Here is a 15,692-nt window from a genome sequence, read left to right as displayed (position 1 = left end):
ATGAAATCGACCTCTAGCGCAGAAGGGACAAGCGTGAACAGCTATCAAAAACGCAGCAAAGACGAGTTGGCGAAGCGCGTGGCGCAAGACATCCACGACGGCGCCTACGTCAACCTGGGCATCGGCCAGCCCACGCTGGTGGCCAACCACATTCCCGCGGGGCGCGAGGTCATCCTGCAAAGCGAGAACGGCATCCTGGGCATGGGGCCCGCGCCGGCGGCGGGGCGGGAGGACTACGACCTCATCAACGCCGGCAAGCAGCCCGTGACGCTGCTGCCCGGCGGCGCGTACTTCCACCATGCCGACAGCTTCGCCATGATGCGCGGCGGCCACCTGGACATCTGCGTGCTGGGCGCCTTCCAGGTGTCGGCCACGGGCGACCTGGCCAACTGGAGCACGGGCGAGCGCGGCGCCATCCCGGCCGTGGGTGGCGCCATGGACCTGGCCATCGGCGCCAAGCAGACCTGGGTGATGATGGACCTGCTCACCAAGCAGGGCGCGAGCAAGGTTGTCGAGCGCTGCACGTATCCCCTGACCGGTGTCGCGTGCGTGAAGCGCATCTACACCGATCTGTGCACACTGGCCTGCACGCCCGCCGGGCTGCAGCTCATCGACACCGTGCCCGGCCTGTCGCTGGCCGAGCTGGAGCGGCTGGTGGGCCTGCCCATCCGTGCCGCCGCCTGACGAATCCCCCCAAGAACCGAGGAGACAACACCATGAGCCCCCAACGCCAAGCCTTCATCTGCGACGCCATCCGCACCCCCTTCGGCCGCTACGGCGGCGCTTTGAGCAGCGTGCGCACCGACGACCTGGGCGCCATCCCCATCCAGGCGCTGATGGAACGCAACCCCGGCGTGGACTGGGCGGCGGTGACCGACGTGCTCTACGGCTGCGCCAACCAGGCTGGCGAGGACAACCGCAACGTGGCCCACATGGCCAGCCTGCTGGCGGGCCTGCCGATCGACGTGCCCGGCGCCACCATCAACCGCCTGTGCGGCTCGGGCCTGGATGCCGTGGGCACCGCAGCGCGGGCCATCAAGGCGGGCGAGGCCGGCCTGATGATCGCGGGCGGCGTGGAGAGCATGAGCCGTGCCCCCTTCGTCATGCCCAAGGCAGAGTCGGCATTCAGCCGCAACAACGCGGTGTATGACACGACGATTGGCTGGCGCTTCGTCAACAAGCTGATGAAGGAAAAGTACGGCGTGGACTCCATGCCCGAAACCGCCGAGAACGTCGCGACCGACTTTGGCATCGAGCGCGAAGCGCAAGACCGCATGGCCCTGCGCAGCCAGCTCAACGCCGTGGCCGCCATCCAGGCCGGCCATCTGGCGCGCGAGATCGTGCCCGTGCGCATCCCACAGAAGAAGGGCGACGCCCTCATCGTCAGCCAGGACGAGCACCCGCGCGAGACCAGCCTGGAAGCGCTGGCCAAGCTCAAGGGCGTGGTGCGGCCCGATGGCACCGTGACGGCGGGCAACGCCAGCGGCGTGAACGACGGCGCCTGCGCCCTGCTGCTGGCCGACGAAACCAATGCTGCCAAATATGGCCTCAAGCCCCGCGCCCGCGTGGTGGGCATGGCCGTGGCCGGGGTGGCGCCGCGCATCATGGGCTTTGGCCCCACGCCCGCCACGCAGAAGGTGCTGGCGCAGACGGGCCTGACCATCGACCACCTGGACGTGATCGAGCTGAACGAAGCCTTTGCCGCGCAGGGCCTGGCCGTGCTGCGCGCGCTGGGCATCCAAGACGACGACGCGCGCGTCAACGCGTGGGGCGGCGCCATTGCGCTGGGCCACCCGCTGGGCGCCAGTGGCGCGCGGCTGGTCACCACCGCCGTCAACCGCCTCCACGAACACGCGGGCCAATACGCGCTGTGCACCATGTGCATCGGCGTGGGCCAGGGCATTGCCGTGATCCTGGAGCGCGTGTGAGCATGGCGGACCCACGCACACCCGTCACCGTCGTCACCGGCGCCAGCAACGGTATTGGCAAGGCCATCGCCGAGGCGCTGCTGGCCCAGGGCCGCGCCGTGGTCAACCTGGACTACGTGCTGCCCACGTGGAGCCACCCCCAGCTCACCTCGTACCAGGGCGACCTGACCGACGAAGCATCGACCCGCGAGCGCGCCGCCGAGATTGCGGCCCGGCACCACGTCACGGCGCTAGTGAACAACGCGGGCGCCACGCGCCCCGGCACCATCGACACCGCCACCACCGCGCAGCTGGATGATGTTGTGGGCCTGCACCTGCGCGCGCCTATGCTGTTGGTGCAGGCCTTTTTGCCCACCCTGCGCGCCAGCGGCCAGGGCCGCATCGTCAACATGTCGTCGCGCGCCGCCTTGGGCAAGGGCGAGCGCATCGTCTACTCGGCCACCAAGGCGGGCCTGATCGGCATGACGCGCACGCTGGCCATGGAACTGGGGCGTGACAGCATCACCGTCAACGCCATTGGCCCCGGGCCGATTGCCACGGAACTGTTCCGCCAGAGCAACCCCGACGGCGCGCCGCAGACGCAGCGCATCCTGAACAGCATCGCTGTGGGCCGCATGGGCACACCGGAGGACGTGGCGCGCGCGGCGCTGTTCTTCCTCTCGCCCGACAACGGCTTTGTGACGGGCCAGGTGTTGTACGTGTGCGGCGGCACCACGCTGGGGGTGGCGCCTGTTTGACAGCCTGACCTGATTCCCACGTCACCCCCTGAGGGGTGAACCAACGACTCTCGCCCGGGGGCATCCGCACCCGGTTGAGGCCATGGCGCGGCCGGCTCGGCACCTGCGGCGCTGAAGTATTTCATCCACCTTCTTGAAGGAGACAAACCATGACCCATTCCCTCCACGCCACCCGCCGCTTCGCGCTGTCGGCCGCGGCATGCGCTGGCATCGCCGCCATCGCAGGTGCTGGCCTGCTGGGCAGCAGCGCCGCCCTGGCCCAGGCCTATCCCACCAAGCCCGTCACCATCGTCGTGCCTTTTGCGGCAGGCGGCACCACCGACATCCTGGCCCGCATCATCGGCCAGGCGCTGACCACCGAGCTGGGCCAGTCCGTCATCGTGGACAACCGCGCGGGCGCAGGCGGCAACATCGGCGGCGCCCTGGCGGCCAAGTCCCCGGCAGACGGCTACACGCTGTTCATGGGCACGGTGGGCACGCACGCCATCAACGCCAGCCTGTACAAGAAGATGCCGTTCGACCCCGTGAAGGACTTTGCGCCGCTCACGCGCGTGGCCAACGTGCCCAACCTGCTGGTGGCCAACCCGGCCCAGCCGTTCAAGACGGTGAAGGAACTGATCGCCTACGCCAAGGCCAACCCGGGCAAGGTGAACTTCGGCTCGTCGGGCAACGGCAGCTCCATCCACCTGTCGGGCGAGCTGTTCAAGAGCCTGGCCAAGGTGGACATGGTGCATGTGCCCTACAAAGGCAGCGCCCCCGCCGTGACGGACCTGCTGGGCAACCAGATCGCCATCATGTTCGACAACATGCCCTCGGCCATTCAACACGTGCGCAGCGGCAAGCTGGTGCCGATTGCGGTGACCACGGCCAAGCGCTCGCCCGAGCTGCCCAACGTGCCCACCATCGCCGAAGCGGGCGTGCCCGGGTACGAGGCCACGTCGTGGTTCGGCATGTTTGCCCCGACCGGTACGCCGGCGCCCGTGGTGGCCCAGCTGAACAAGGCCATCGTGAAGGTGCTGAACCAGCCGGACGTGAAGAAAAAGATCAACGAGCAGGGCGCCGAGACCTATGGCGAAACGCCCGAGCAGTTTGCTGCCTTTATCCAGGCGGAATCCGTCAAGTGGGGCAAGGTGGTCAAGGAGTCGGGCGCGAGTCTGGACTGATCTGCGCAGGCATTGACGACCGCCCCCCACGGACGGCGGCGACCGTTTGCGCGACAAGCGGTCGCAGCTGTTTTCATTGCAGCGGAGGGTTCCGTGCTCACTGCACGCGGTACACGCGCCCGGTCTGCGCGCCTTCCACGCTGCGCTGGTAGGCCCGCGCCACGCGCTCGGCGGGCACGGACTCGAAGCCGGGGAAGAACGGGCCGTAAGTCGCCGCCGACTCCGTGACGATGGTGGGGCTGACGGCGTTGATGCGCAGGCCGCGCGGCAGCTCGATGGCGGCGGCCATCACAAAGCCCTCAATCGCCGCGTTCACCGTGGAGGCGCTGGCGCCGTTGGGGATGGGCTCCACCGCAAGAATGCCCGAGGTGAGGGTGATGGAGCCCCCGTCGTTGAGGTACTGCTGGCCCAGCAGTGCCAGCTGCACTTGCCCAAGCAGCTTGTCCTGCAGGCCCAGGTTGAACTGCTCGGGGGTCATGCCCGCGAGGGGGCCGAAGTGCACGTTGCCGGCAGTGCTCACGATGGCGTCTACCTTGCCCACTGCGGCGAACAGGGCGGCCAGGGCGCCCGGCTGGGCGAAGTCTGCACGGTGCGTGCCGCTGCGGCGGCCTGCGGTGATCACGTCGTGGCGCGCGCCCAGGTTGGCCTGCACGGCTTGGCCGAGGGTGCCGCTGGCGCCGATGAGAAGAATCTTGGACATGGATGTTTCCTTTGCGTGGTGGAGGAAGAGGTCAGACAGGCCGCCATTGTTTTGCGAATCACGCGGCGCATAAAGTACAGTGCGGTTCTTCCACTGCTAACCAATAATTAGGAATAGGGGTCGCCGCCATGGACAAGCTGCGCAACATGGAAGTGATGGTGGCCGTGGTGGAGGCCGGCAGCTTTGCGGCCGCCGCGCGCCAGCTGGGTATCTCGGCGGTCATGGTGGGCAAGCACATCCAGCAGTTGGAGGCGCACCTGGGCGCCCGCCTGCTGCAGCGCAGCACGCGCCGCAGCAGCCTGACCGAGGTGGGCGCCGCGTTCTACGAAGACAGCAAGCGCGTGCTGGAGCAGGTGCGGTGGGCCGAGTCCGCCGTGGAGCGCAGCCGCGCCGTGCCGCAGGGCCTGCTGCGCGTGAGCGCGCCCTTCACCCTGGGCAGCCACGTCATCGCGCCGCTGGTGGCGGATTTCCTCCAGCGCCATCCGCAGGTGCGCGTGGACCTGCACCTCTCGGACAGCGTGGTGGACGTGGTGGGCGAGGGGTTCGACGCGGCCGTGCGCATCGGCCGGGTGGCCGATGAAGGCCTGGTGGCGCGGCCCCTGCGGCCGTATGGCATGGTGATCGCGGCGTCCCCGGACTACCTGCGCCGCCACGGAACGCCCCGCAGCGCGGCCGACCTGGCGCACCATCAGTGCCTGAGCCATTCGGTGTGGCAGCGCCGGGTGGAATGGACGCTGCACGACGGGGGCGCGGAGTTCTTCTGGCCCGAAAACGCACGCTTCATCTGCAACCAGGGCGAAGGCCTGCGCCAGGCGGCGCTGCAGGGGCTGGGCCTGGTCATGCAGCCCGAGGTGCTGCTGGCCGACGCCCTGGCCACGGGGGCGCTGGTGCCGGTGATGCAGCACTGCCTGCCCGTGCCGCGCCCCGTGCACCTGGTCTATGCGCCCGACCGGCGGCAGCTGCCCAAGCTGGCGCGGTTCGTGGAGCATGTGGTGGCGGCGCTGGCCTTGCCGCCCGAGCAGCCCGCGCCTGCAGCGGTCAGTCCCCGGCGCCGGGCGGCGTCGCCGGCCCGATCTTGAACACCCCGCTCACCCGCGCGCAGGCCTCGCCGTCGGCGGTGACGAGGCCTTGGGCAAACACCAGCGATCGCGTGATGCGCAAGGGCGCGGCCTCGCCCTGCACCCACATGCTCACGTGCGCGGGGGCCAGGTAGTCGACCTGCAGGCTGACGGTGGGAAGGAAGCGGCCCGCCAGCTCCGTGGTCTTGTAGTGCACCGACAGCGGCAGCAGCATGTCGCAGAACGTGGCCATCATGCCGCCGTGCAGGTTGCCCAGGGTGTTCACATGGCGTTGCTCCACGCGAAAGCCGAACTGCACGGCGCTGCCCTCGCGCCGCACGTACAGCGGGCCGTTGTTCTGGATGAACGGCCCGCCCAGGGTCAGCCGTTCAAAACCCGCGGGGACTGCGGGCGCCCCGCCCGGCGCGGCGGCGTGGGTCTCCGCGCCGGTCACTGCACGGCCTCGCGTGCCACGTCCGCATCGAAGCTGGCGCCGTGCAGGGCGCTGGTGGTGCCGCCGCCACCCAGCCACCCCCCGTACACCGTCTGGAAGTCCGCCACGATCCGTGCCAGCGGCAGGTCGTCGAACGCGCCGCGTTGGTGCACGTATTCCATGTGGCGCTGGCCGCTCTTGTCGAACGGGTGGTAGATGGAATCGTGCGCGCCGTCGAACTCCAGGGGCAGCAGCCCGAAGCGGTCGCACAGCTCGATGTTGAACGCCGGCGTGGCCTTGCGCCACTGGCCGTCGAGCCAGATATCGGCGTAGCCGTGCCAGATGAAGAGGTCGGTCTTCATCGTTTCGCGCATGCGTTCGGTGGAAAGATGGTTGCGCACGTCGGCAAAGCCCATGCGCGCCGGAATGCCGGCTGCCCGGCATGCCGCGGTGAGCAGCGCAGCCTTGGGCACGCACCAGCCGTAGCCGTTGGCCAGCACGCTGCTGGCCTTCATGCCGTGGGGCGACAGGTCGATGCGGTAGGGGTCGTAGCGAAAGCCGTCGCGCACGGCCAGGTACAAGGCCACGGCGCGTTCGCGGTCGGTGGCGCCGCGCGCGTGTTCGGCGGCAAAGGCCTGGACGGCGGGGCTGTCGCTGTCGATCAGCGGGGTGGGGGCCAGGGAGGCGGGGGAGGGCGGTACCGTGGTCATCGGGGCGGGTTCTCCTGCGGTCGGATGGGCCCAGTGTGCGGGCCTCGGGCGCCCCATGCTGTCACGGGTGCGCCAGCGGCGTGTGGCGGCAGGGGCAAACCCCTGCGGGTCACACCCGCCAGGCCGGCAGTTCCCAGTTGCGCCACAGCGCCAGCCCGCGCAGACCCGCGGTGAGCAACACGCAGGCCGCCAGTGGCGCCCAGTCGGGCGCGTGCAGCTGGCGTAGCGCCACATCGGCCCAGCCGCCGGCAAACGCACACAGGGCATACGGCCGATGGTCGCTGAAGGCCTGGGGCACCTCGTTGCACAGCACATCGCGCAGCACGCCGCCAAACACGCCGGTGGTCACGCCCATCATCACGCTGATGATGGGCGCCATGCCGATGGCGTGGGCGATGTCCACGCCCACGGCGGCAAACAGGCCCAGGCCGATGGCGTCGGGCAGCAGCATGGTGCGCTCGGTGGGCAGAAAGTGCCGCTGGCGCATGAACAGCATGGCGCCCACGCACAGCGCCAGGATGCCCCAGACGAATTCGGTGTGGCGGATCCAGAAGAAAGGCCGCTGGTCCAGCAGCAGGTCGCGCAGCGTGCCGCCGCCAAACGCAGCCACGAAGGCCACCACGCACACGCCCACGGCATCCAGCCGCTTGCGCGCTGCGGCCATCACGCCCGACAGCGCGAAGGCCACCGTGGCGGCCACTTCCAGAATGAAGCGAAGGGTGTTGACCCAGGGGGCGTTGAGCAGCGACGGATCCATGCCCGCGATTGTGCCGCGCCAAATGATTGCTACTAATAGCTGCTGGCGCTTGCTGGTAAAGCGCTGGAGGCCAATTTCTTTCAAATCCTGGGTGGGTCAGCCCATAAGGCGCCACCCGAAAGAGCCCAGCGCCACCGCGCACCCCACACACCCCAGCACCCCCAGCCGCACCGCCCAGCGCTGCGCCGCCGCCGGCCACTGGTTCATGCCCAGCACCAGCAGCCAGCCCAGCCCCATCCACGCCGCTAGCACCAGAGCCACTCCGGCGGCCGGCCCCGCTGCGGTCGCGGCCGTGGCCGTTTGCAGCACCAACGTGGCCAGTGCCACGGCGCCCGCCCGCACGCGCGCCGCCCCGCGCACGCCGTCGCCCCAGGCGCGCGTGGACACGGCCTGGGCGCCCTGGGCCAGGGCCAGCAGCGATGCCAGCGCGGCGCTGGCACCGATGAGCTCTTCGGTCATGCGGCCCCCGCGGACTGGGCCTGGCGGGCGGCGGGGCGTTGGCTGCGCAGCGCCCGGCGTGCGCGCAGCTTCCACCACAGCCGGGGGCCCGCAGCCGCCAGCGCGCACAGCGCGGACGCCGCGGCCCACTGCCACAGCCCGGCCTTGGCCGCCAGGCCGCCATAGGCCAGCGCGGCCAGCAGCCACAGCGCGGCAGCGGCGCGGGGCGCCCAGGGGCGTACGGTGGCCGCAGGCAGGGCCACAAAAAAGGCCAGCAGCAGGCCCAGCATGCCCGAGGGGCGCGCTGGCCCTGTGGCCACGATGTGGGCCAGGCGGAACGACTCCACCGCCAGCACGCCGCACAGCCAGAACGGCAGGTGCGCTGCCTGGCGCGCCCAGCGGCGCCCCGGCCGCGCCAGCAGGGGGGAGCGCTGCGGCGCCGGCACTGGCCTGCGCCGGGGCGCGTGCACCCGCTGCGGCCCGATGTACACCGCCAGCCCCGCACAGGCCAGCCCCACGGCGCCCAGGCCTGCCGCCATGGCGGGCGCCAGCGCACTGCCCAGCGCCAGCCCGGCCAGTGCGGCAATGCCCAGCAAGGCCCCGGCGCCCGCCAGCGCCACGCGCCACAGCGCCAGCGCGCGCAGCGCCCGCGCCGCCACCGCCGACAGCAGCAGCCACACGCCGATCAGCACCCACACGGCCCACACCGGCCGCTGCGCCAGCGAGGGCAGGCCCGGCGGCGCCCAAAAGTGCACGAGCACCGCCACGGCCAGCGCGGCAGGAATAGTGGCGTGCAGGGCAAGGAAGAAGCGGTGCATGGGGGCCTGTTGGAGCAGCGGCAAAAAAAGGAGAAACAAGGAAGGGATGCGCGGATCAGCCCGCTGCGGCCACGCCCTCGGTGCCCGGCGGTGCAGCGCCCGCTTCGCGCAGGCGCTGCTGCCGCGCATCCAGCCAGATCAGCGTGCCCGAGATCGACAGGAACGCCGGGGTCATGCCCAGGAAGAAATACAGCCACTTCAGCGCCAGCCCGCCGAAGTCGCCAAAGTGCAGCGGCTCCATGAGCCCGTTGACCAGCGACCAGAAGCCCGCCGTGCGCGGGTCGTGCACCTTCTTCGGCACGCCGGTGGCGGCGTTGATGTCCACCCGCGCCGTGCTGGCCAGGTGGCCCTGCAGGTTGCCGGTGAAGCCCGCCTCGGCCGCGCTGGTGCCCCAGCGGCGCAGGGACACGTACCGCGCCTCCAGCCCCGGCACGGCCCGCTGCGCGGTGGCGTACAGCGCGTCCAGCGACTGCATGGGCGCGGCGCGCTCGCCGCCCTCGGCCTGGCGCGCGGGCTTGGGGACTGCCATGGCGGCGGGGGAGGCGAGATAGTGGTAGCCCTGCTCGAACAGTGGCGCCAGCCCCATCCACGCGCCCGTGGCCGCGATCAGCAGGTGAAAGCCCAGCCCCCAGATGCCCGCGGACTTGTGCAGGTCCGACATCACCAGGCGAAAGCTGCGGCCCCAGCGCAGCGTGAACAGCTCGGCTAGGATTTTGCGGTGGATGACGATGCCCGTGGCAATCAGCACCAGCATGGCCACGCCCAGGAAGCCCACGATCCAGCGCGGCCCGAAAAACAGGAACACGTGCAGCATGCGCAGGTACTGGCCCAGCTGGCTGTCCACCGGCCCCACCACCGCGCCGGTGTCCGAGCGCAGGGCCACCTTGGTGCGCGTGCCGGCCGGCGCGCCGCGCTCGCGCACAAAGGCGAAATAGCTGGGGTTGATGGCGTCGGGCAGCGCAATCGTCTCGACCGTCGCGCCCGGGTAGCGCGCGTGCAACTGGGCCAGCACTGCGTCGAGCGGGGCTGGTTTGTCGGAGCGCGGCAGCCGGGCCAGCGACGGGTTGGCCCACAGGTCGATCTCGTTCTTGAACACCACCACTGCGCCCGAGAAGCACACGATGAACAGCAGCAACCCCGTGACGATGCCCGCCCAGGAGTGCAGGGTGAACAGGCGTTGGAGCGTGCGCTGGCTGGTCATGGTGGCGGCTATGGGTGTGGGTTCATTTCCCAACCGTTCGGGCTGAGCCTGTCGAAGCCAGGGCGCGCTGCGTGAAGCCCTTCGACAAGCTCAGGGTGAACGGCGGTGGGGAAACGCGAGCGGTCAACACGGCGGTCAGAAGAAGTACGTCAGCCCCAGGCTGAAGTTGCGCGGCAGCGCGGGCGAGACCACGTTCGCATTGATCGCGCCGTCGTAGTAGGCCTTGTTGAACACGTTCTTCACGCCGGCCGTGAGGCGGTAGTTCTCGCCCAGGTAGGCGACGGACGCATCGGCCACCACATACGACGGCAGCGTGAACGGGTACGAGCCGATCTGCTCGCTCACATACCGCCCGCCCACCCCCAGCGTCACGCGCTGGTATTGCGGCAGCTTGTACGTGGCCCAGGCCGTGAGCGTATGGCGCGGCGTGAGGTTCAGCGGCAGGCCCACGAGGGCGGCATTGGTGTCGCGCGTCACCTGGGTCTGCGTGTAGGTGTAGGCGCTGGTCAGCTTCCAGCCGTTCTTCAGGTCGGCGCCCAGCTCCACCTCCAGCCCGCGGGCGCGCTGCTCGCCGGTCTGCACGCTGAAGCCCGTGTTCACCGGGTCGGCCGTGGTCACGTTCCGGCGCACCAGGTCGAAGACGGCGAGCGCGCCGGTGATCTGGCCGCCCGGCGACTCGTACTTCACGCCGGCTTCCCACTGCTTGCCGGTTTCGGGCACAAAGGGCGATCCCGCAAACGTCAGGCCCGACTGGGGCAGGAAGGACTCGCCATAGCTGCCATACGCGGCCCAGCCGGGCTTGAACTCGTACACCAGCCCGGCCGACAGCGTGGTGGCGTTGTCCTTCTGGCGCGTCTGCGTGCCAGCCACGCGGTTGTCGGTGTCGTTGGTGGACCAGTCGCGGCGCAGGCCCACCAGGGCCGTCCAGCCCTGGCCGAACTTGATCTGGTCCTGCGCATACAGGCCCAGCACGGTGAGCTTGGACGGTGCGTCGCTGGTCAGCGCCTCCGGGCAGGTGGCCTGCATGCCGTACACGGGCGCAAACAGGTCCAGCGCGCCGATGCGGCAGGTGCGGCTGGCCAGCAGGCTGGTGCCGGTGCGGGCGTCCAGCCCCGTCACCAGCTGGTGGCGCACGCCCAGTGCCTCGAAGCGCGACAGCAGCGAGGTGTCGGTGGCCAGCAGGTCGTAGTCCATATATTGGCGCGAGGCCTGGCGGTTCTGCAGCCGCTGGTTGGCCTGCAGCGCCTGGTTGGAGACAAAGTTGCCCGTGCCCTTCTCGGTCTCGTAGCGCACGTTCTGGCGGAAGGTCATCGCATCCGACAGCCGGTGCTCCAGCGCATAGCCCACCGTGGTGCTCTCCACGTCGTACACGCCAAAGCTCGGGTCGCCCGTGAACAGGGTGCGCGGCAGCGTGCCATTGCGGTTGGGCAGCAGCGTGCCATACGGCGTGATGCCCTGCTGGCGCAGCCACTCGCTCTGGCTGTAGGTGGCAAACAGCACCAGGTCGGTCTGTGCGCCCAGGTCGATGGACAGCGACGGCGCAAACCACCGGTCCTTGCGGTAGACGAATTGCGTGGGGTCGTCGGCATTGGACACCTGCGCGTTGATGCGCAGCGCCGTTTTCCCAGACTCAGACAGCGGCCGGTTGATGTCGGCCTGCAGCGTGCGCTGGCCGAAGCTGCCCACTTCCACGCCCACTTCGCTCAGCGCCTCTTTCTTGGGCCGCTTGCTCACCGCGTTGACGATGCCGCCCGGCTGCACTTGCCCATAGAGCACGGAGGCCGAACCCTTGAGCACCTCAAACCGCTCGTACCCATACGGCTGCAGCTTGGCCCACATGCCCGGGCTTTGCACCAGACCATCAACCAGGATCGACTCGGTGGAGCGAAAGCCCCGGATGTTCAGGTCGTCAAACCCCCGCCGGCCGAAGTTGACCGGGCTCACCCCCGCCACGGTCTGCAGCGCCTGCTGCACGTTGGTGATCTGCCGCGACTCCATCTGCTCGCGCGTGACCACGCTGACGGATTGCGGGGTTTCCAGCCGGCGCATGGGCGCCTTGCTGGCGGTCTGGGCCTCCACCGGGGCAAAGCCCATGTCCTTTTCGGTGCTGGCGTTGATGCGGACTTCCTGCAGCTGGGGGGCGGCCGTTGCGGCGGCGTCCGGTGCGCTGGCCTGCTGCGCCAGGGCGGCGTGGGCAAGGCACAGGGCCAGTGGCGTCAGGGCAAAGAGGGCGGTCTGGCGGGCGGACGGCCGTGGGAACGAAGGAAGACGGGCGAGCGAAGAACGCGGCGACAGCACACGCGAGGGCTGAGAAGACATGGAGGTCCCGGTGGAGAGAAAGACGGACGAACGCGGGGGCGCTGGCTCGCGTGACCTTCGGGACGCTGGCTGGCAGAGGTTGGGATTGTAATGAGAATTATTATTGATTGTGGAGCGGCAAAAAGCGCCTGCAATGCGCGAGCGCCTCTGTATCGCTACGTGCCGGCCCGCGTCCGTGGTCCGGTGGCAGGGGCACTGCAAACAATGTTGTGCGCTCAGCAGCTTTGGCTGTTGCAGAGGTAAGCTGGCCTGCAGCCGCCTGCAAGCTCCACGTCGGGCCTTGGGCGGGAAGTAATGACAACACACACCATGAAAAAACGATTTCTGCTGCTTTCAGTTCTCACCTTTGCTTTGGCCCTCAGCGGATGTGCCACCCGGACAAACATGGCGTTGCAGGACGATGCTGCGCCACTGACGGAAAAGAGCAAGCCGGTCTTTCTCCTCACCGCGACCATTAAGAACGTCTACCGGCCCACCTACCAGCCGCAACTCCGCGTGGTGCATGTCGAGAAGCCAGGGGCGAAAGAAGCGGCAGACCACCTCAATTTCATAATGGACGAGAAGGCCAAGCAGGAAACCGGTTCCGTCGAGTCCGGAAACAGCTACCTGTTGCGACTCGAACTGGAGCCCGGCCAGTACGAACTCCGAGGCCTCACCAGTTTTGCGGGCTCTTTCCCCATCCATGCCGCGTTCTTCGCGCCGATCCATTCCAGCTTGGAGGTCAGCGGTAACGGCGTGTTCTACCTTGGGCACATCGCGGCAACGGTGCGTGAGCGCCAAGGAAATGAATTCAAGGCAGGGCCGTCGATCCCGTTGCTGGACCAGGCGGTTGCCGGCGCTTCCGGGGGGACATTTGATGTGGTCATCACGGACCAGTTCGAGGTCGATGAGCGTGCCTTCCGCGCCAAGTTCCCCGCGCTGGCGGGTGTCCCCATCAAGAAGGCGATTCTTCCCGCATTTGATCGGGCGAAGGCTCAGCAATGGTGGGAGGCGCATTGAAGTTGGGCGCGACGTGGTGGCGGGGTGAATGAGCGGCCACCGCGCGTGATGGCGAGCCCTCGCCTCGCGCGCCACGTTGGTCGCGCTTCTGGGTGCCACGAGAAATCAACATCTCCCCGGACTTCTGGTTTGATATCAAATTGATAGCTGCCAGCGCTTTACAGATAAGCGCTACGGCTTGTTTCTAACCAAATCTCCGCGCTGGGCGGCTTTCTCGCCTTCGCCCGCACCCTCCACCCCGCCATACCCCGGGTATTCCGCCCCCGCAGCCTTCAGTGCCGCGCTCTCCTGCCGCTCCCGCGCCATTTGCTCCGCGAACTGGTTGCGGCCTTCGCGCGCTACGGCGATGAACTTGGCGCGGTCCTTGTGGTGCGGGTACATGCGGTCGGCCAGCGCGATGTTGTGGGTGCGAAAGCGCTGGGTGATGGCGGTGGCTTGCGCGGCGGGCAGGCCCATCAGCTCCAGCACGGTGTGGGCGCTTTGCAGGCTGGACTCGAACAGCTCGCGCTGCACCAGCGTCACGCCCAGGTCGCGCAGCTTGTTCCAGTGCGTCACGTCGCGCGCGCGGGCCACGATCTGCAGGTGGGGGAAATGCTCGCGCGCGAGCTTGGCGAGCTTGAGCGACTGCTCCGCGTCGTCCACGGCGATCACCAGGATCCGCGCGTGCTCGGCCCCGGCGATGCGCAGCAGGTCCAGCCGGGTCGCATCGCCGTAGAAAACGCGGTAGCCGAAGGTGCGCGCCACCTCCAGCATCTCCACGCTGTGGTCCAGCACGGTGGTGGGGAAGCCCTGGGCCAGCAGCACGCGCGAGACGATCTGCCCGTAGCGGCCGAAGCCCGCGATGATGATGGGCGCCTCTTGCGGCTCGGAGATTTCCTCGGCCTGGGGCGCGGATTTGAGCTGTGCATAGCGGCGCAGCAGTACCCGGTCCAGCAGCACCAGCAGCAGCGGGCTGAGCAGCATGGACAGCGCCACCGCGCCGATCAGCAGCGATGCCGTCTCCGCCGAGAACACCTGCGCGCCGGCGGCCGCCTGGAACACCACGAAGGCGAATTCGCCGCCCTGCGCCAGCAGCAGGGTGAACACGGGGCGCTCCTGGTAGGGGATGTCCACCTGCCGGGCCAGCAGGTAGATCACCAGCGCCTTGGCCGCCAGGAACGCGGCCAGCACCGCGGCCATGACGCCGGGCGAGCGCAGGATCACGCCAAAGTCGATGCTCATGCCCACGGCAATGAAGAACAGCCCGAGCAGCAGGCCCTTGAAGGGCTCGATGTCGGCCTCCAGCTCGCGCCGGTATTCGCTCTCGGCCAGCAGCACGCCGCCCAGAAAGGCGCCCAGCGCCATGGACAGGCCGGCCAGCACCATCAGGTAGGCCAGGCCCACCACCAGCAAGAGCGCTGCGGCGGTGAAGATCTCCGGCGTGCGGCTCTTGGCGATCCAGCGCAGCACGGGCCGCAGCAGCAGCCGCCCGCCCAGGATGATGGCGCCGACCACGCCCACGATCTTGAGGGCTTCCAGCGCCAGGTCGCCCGGGGCGTGCAGCGGGCTGTCTGCGCCCCCCGCGGCGGCGGCCAGCAGCGGCAGCAGGGCCAGGATGGGAATGGCGGCCACGTCCTGGAACAGCAGGATCGAGAACCCCGCCTGCCCGCTCTGCGTGCGCAGCAGGTTGCGCTCGCTCAGCGACTGCAAGGCAATCGCGGTGGACGACAGGGCCAGGCCCAGCGCTCCCACCAGGCTGGTGCGCCACGGCAGGCCCGCCACCGCCCCCAGCCCGAACAGCACTGCGGCGCAGCCCAGCACCTGCGCGCTGCCCATCCCGAAAATGGGCCGCCGCAGCGCCCACAGGCGGCTGGGCTGCAGTTCCAGGCCCACCAGGAAGAGCATCAGCACCACGCCGAATTCCGCAAAGTGCAGGATGTCCTGCACATTGCGGACCAGGCCCAGTCCCCAGGGGCCGATGGCGATGCCTGCCGCCAGGTACCCGATGATGGCCCCCAGGCCCAGCGCCTTGGCGATGGGCACGGCCAGCACGGCGGCCGCGAGGTACAGAAAACCGTAGGTGAGCCAGGTGGGAGCGTGTTCCATGGACGAAAGGCGAGGGCGGGAGCGAGCGTGACGGGGCCGCAGGTGCGGGTGCGGGGGATGCGTGGATTTTGCCTGCCGGAGGCGATTCGTGCGGGGCGGCTGGGTGCTATCTTATCGATAGCTTCCTGCGCTTTTGCGGCGGCGCTTGCTGGCCGTTTTACGCCGTGGTGGGGGCGTTGCCCTGCGGTGGCAGCCCCCGGCGGTTGGGGCGGGGCTCGTGTCCGGCGGCGTGTTCGGGCTTCCTGCGCGCTCATCAACAGGCCCTAAGAGCCATCCCTTTCAAGGTCTTTGGAGTTTGATCATCTAAGCTTCTGATTTCACGGGGATCGTGGGACCTGGGAGCAAA

General features: G+C 69.0%; 15 protein-coding genes. 6 read left to right on the top strand and 9 right to left on the bottom strand.

Annotated features, from left to right (window positions below; all coding sequences use genetic code 11):
• The 4 genes from ACOYR3_RS18650 (at position 1) to ACOYR3_RS18635 (ending at position 3,828) form a co-directional block, all read left to right on the top strand.
• The gene (locus ACOYR3_RS18650) at positions 1 to 684 is read left to right on the top strand and encodes a 3-oxoacid CoA-transferase subunit B (RefSeq protein WP_422843807.1); all 684 of its coding nucleotides are present in this window, start codon (positions 1 to 3) and stop codon (positions 682 to 684) included.
• Positions 685 to 716: 32 nt separating this feature from the next.
• Complete coding sequence (gene pcaF, locus ACOYR3_RS18645) at positions 717 to 1,928, top strand: 3-oxoadipyl-CoA thiolase (RefSeq protein ID WP_422843806.1); 1,212 nt, start codon at positions 717 to 719, stop codon at positions 1,926 to 1,928.
• Positions 1,929 to 1,930: 2 nt separating this feature from the next.
• A complete protein-coding gene (locus ACOYR3_RS18640; RefSeq protein ID WP_422843805.1) occupies positions 1,931 to 2,665 on the top strand; it encodes an SDR family NAD(P)-dependent oxidoreductase in 735 nt (244 codons plus the stop codon).
• Between the two features lie 149 nt (positions 2,666 to 2,814).
• Positions 2,815 to 3,828, top strand: a complete 1,014-nt coding sequence (locus ACOYR3_RS18635; RefSeq protein WP_422843804.1) for a Bug family tripartite tricarboxylate transporter substrate binding protein — start codon at positions 2,815 to 2,817, stop codon at positions 3,826 to 3,828.
• 97 nt (positions 3,829 to 3,925) lie between these two features.
• Here the strand turns inward: ACOYR3_RS18635 and ACOYR3_RS18630 are convergent, their stop codons facing one another.
• Positions 3,926 to 4,528 (bottom strand): short chain dehydrogenase, encoded by a 603-nt coding sequence (locus tag ACOYR3_RS18630; RefSeq protein ID WP_422843803.1) that lies wholly within the window; start codon positions 4,526 to 4,528, stop codon positions 3,926 to 3,928.
• Positions 4,529 to 4,656: 128 nt separating this feature from the next.
• Here ACOYR3_RS18630 and ACOYR3_RS18625 point away from each other — a divergent pair, with 128 nt between their 5' ends.
• The gene (locus ACOYR3_RS18625; RefSeq protein WP_422843802.1) at positions 4,657 to 5,607 is read left to right on the top strand and encodes a LysR family transcriptional regulator; all 951 of its coding nucleotides are present in this window, start codon (positions 4,657 to 4,659) and stop codon (positions 5,605 to 5,607) included.
• Here the strand turns inward: ACOYR3_RS18625 and ACOYR3_RS18620 are convergent.
• The 7 genes from ACOYR3_RS18620 to ACOYR3_RS18590 all read right to left on the bottom strand — a co-directional run bounded on the left by ACOYR3_RS18620 (position 5,567) and on the right by ACOYR3_RS18590 (position 12,262).
• Positions 5,567 to 6,040 carry a PaaI family thioesterase gene (locus tag ACOYR3_RS18620; protein ID WP_422843801.1) on the bottom strand — a complete coding sequence of 158 codons (474 nt, stop codon included), beginning with the start codon at positions 6,038 to 6,040 and terminating at the stop codon, positions 5,567 to 5,569. The two genes, ACOYR3_RS18625 and ACOYR3_RS18620, sit on opposite strands and share 41 nt — an antisense overlap.
• Positions 6,037 to 6,729: a transglutaminase-like domain-containing protein gene (locus ACOYR3_RS18615; protein WP_422843800.1), complete on the bottom strand. Its 693-nt coding sequence runs from the start codon at positions 6,727 to 6,729 to the stop codon at positions 6,037 to 6,039. Before ACOYR3_RS18615 ends, ACOYR3_RS18620 begins: the two co-directional genes overlap by 4 nt.
• Before the next feature lie 109 nt (positions 6,730 to 6,838).
• Positions 6,839 to 7,486, bottom strand: a complete 648-nt coding sequence (locus ACOYR3_RS18610) for a trimeric intracellular cation channel family protein (protein WP_422843799.1) — start codon at positions 7,484 to 7,486, stop codon at positions 6,839 to 6,841.
• A gap of 96 nt (positions 7,487 to 7,582) precedes the next feature.
• Positions 7,583 to 7,945 carry a hypothetical protein gene (locus ACOYR3_RS18605; protein ID WP_422843798.1) on the bottom strand — a complete coding sequence of 121 codons (363 nt, stop codon included), beginning with the start codon at positions 7,943 to 7,945 and terminating at the stop codon, positions 7,583 to 7,585.
• Positions 7,942 to 8,742, bottom strand: a complete 801-nt coding sequence (locus ACOYR3_RS18600; protein ID WP_422843797.1) for a hypothetical protein — start codon at positions 8,740 to 8,742, stop codon at positions 7,942 to 7,944. Before ACOYR3_RS18600 ends, ACOYR3_RS18605 begins: the two co-directional genes overlap by 4 nt.
• A 55-nt stretch (positions 8,743 to 8,797) precedes the next feature.
• Positions 8,798 to 9,943: a PepSY-associated TM helix domain-containing protein gene (locus ACOYR3_RS18595; protein WP_422843796.1), complete on the bottom strand. Its 1,146-nt coding sequence runs from the start codon at positions 9,941 to 9,943 to the stop codon at positions 8,798 to 8,800.
• A 135-nt stretch (positions 9,944 to 10,078) separates the two neighbouring features.
• Positions 10,079 to 12,262 (bottom strand): TonB-dependent siderophore receptor, encoded by a 2,184-nt coding sequence (locus tag ACOYR3_RS18590; RefSeq protein WP_422843795.1) that lies wholly within the window; start codon positions 12,260 to 12,262, stop codon positions 10,079 to 10,081.
• Positions 12,263 to 12,571: 309 nt separating this feature from the next.
• On the opposite strand from ACOYR3_RS18590, the gene ACOYR3_RS18585 reads away from it, so the two are divergent.
• Entirely contained in the window at positions 12,572 to 13,261 is a 690-nt protein-coding gene (locus ACOYR3_RS18585; RefSeq protein WP_422843794.1) for a hypothetical protein, read from the top strand.
• Between the two features lie 171 nt (positions 13,262 to 13,432).
• Here ACOYR3_RS18585 and kefC read toward each other — a convergent pair whose 3' ends face one another.
• Positions 13,433 to 15,346 (bottom strand): glutathione-regulated potassium-efflux system protein KefC, encoded by a 1,914-nt coding sequence (kefC, locus tag ACOYR3_RS18580; RefSeq protein ID WP_422843793.1) that lies wholly within the window; start codon positions 15,344 to 15,346, stop codon positions 13,433 to 13,435.
• Positions 15,347 to 15,692: the final 346 nt, after the last annotated feature.

This window comes from Acidovorax sp. M2(2025), from assembly GCF_049330835.1.
Lineage (GTDB): Bacteria > Pseudomonadota > Gammaproteobacteria > Burkholderiales > Burkholderiaceae_C > Acidovorax.
This window is presented reverse-complemented; position numbering and strand designations above follow the sequence as displayed.

Excerpts from the sequence above, each read along its gene's own strand:
- ACOYR3_RS18650 (WP_422843807.1), top strand. The coding sequence starts at position 1 with ATGAAATCGACCTCTAGCGCAGAAGGGACAAGCGTGAACAGCTATCAA.
- pcaF (WP_422843806.1), top strand. The coding sequence starts at position 717 with ATGAGCCCCCAACGCCAAGCCTTCATCTGCGACGCCATCCGCACCCCC.
- ACOYR3_RS18640 (WP_422843805.1), top strand. The coding sequence starts at position 1,931 with ATGGCGGACCCACGCACACCCGTCACCGTCGTCACCGGCGCCAGCAAC.
- ACOYR3_RS18635 (WP_422843804.1), top strand. The coding sequence starts at position 2,815 with ATGACCCATTCCCTCCACGCCACCCGCCGCTTCGCGCTGTCGGCCGCG.
- ACOYR3_RS18630 (WP_422843803.1), bottom strand. The coding sequence starts at position 4,528 with ATGTCCAAGATTCTTCTCATCGGCGCCAGCGGCACCCTCGGCCAAGCC.
- ACOYR3_RS18625 (WP_422843802.1), top strand. The coding sequence starts at position 4,657 with ATGGACAAGCTGCGCAACATGGAAGTGATGGTGGCCGTGGTGGAGGCC.
- ACOYR3_RS18615 (WP_422843800.1), bottom strand. The coding sequence starts at position 6,729 with ATGACCACGGTACCGCCCTCCCCCGCCTCCCTGGCCCCCACCCCGCTG.
- ACOYR3_RS18610 (WP_422843799.1), bottom strand. The coding sequence starts at position 7,486 with ATGGATCCGTCGCTGCTCAACGCCCCCTGGGTCAACACCCTTCGCTTC.
- ACOYR3_RS18605 (WP_422843798.1), bottom strand. The coding sequence starts at position 7,945 with ATGACCGAAGAGCTCATCGGTGCCAGCGCCGCGCTGGCATCGCTGCTG.
- ACOYR3_RS18600 (WP_422843797.1), bottom strand. The coding sequence starts at position 8,742 with ATGCACCGCTTCTTCCTTGCCCTGCACGCCACTATTCCTGCCGCGCTG.
- ACOYR3_RS18595 (WP_422843796.1), bottom strand. The coding sequence starts at position 9,943 with ATGACCAGCCAGCGCACGCTCCAACGCCTGTTCACCCTGCACTCCTGG.
- ACOYR3_RS18590 (WP_422843795.1), bottom strand. The coding sequence starts at position 12,262 with ATGTCTTCTCAGCCCTCGCGTGTGCTGTCGCCGCGTTCTTCGCTCGCC.
- ACOYR3_RS18585 (WP_422843794.1), top strand. The coding sequence starts at position 12,572 with ATGAAAAAACGATTTCTGCTGCTTTCAGTTCTCACCTTTGCTTTGGCC.
- kefC (WP_422843793.1), bottom strand. The coding sequence starts at position 15,346 with ATGGAACACGCTCCCACCTGGCTCACCTACGGTTTTCTGTACCTCGCG.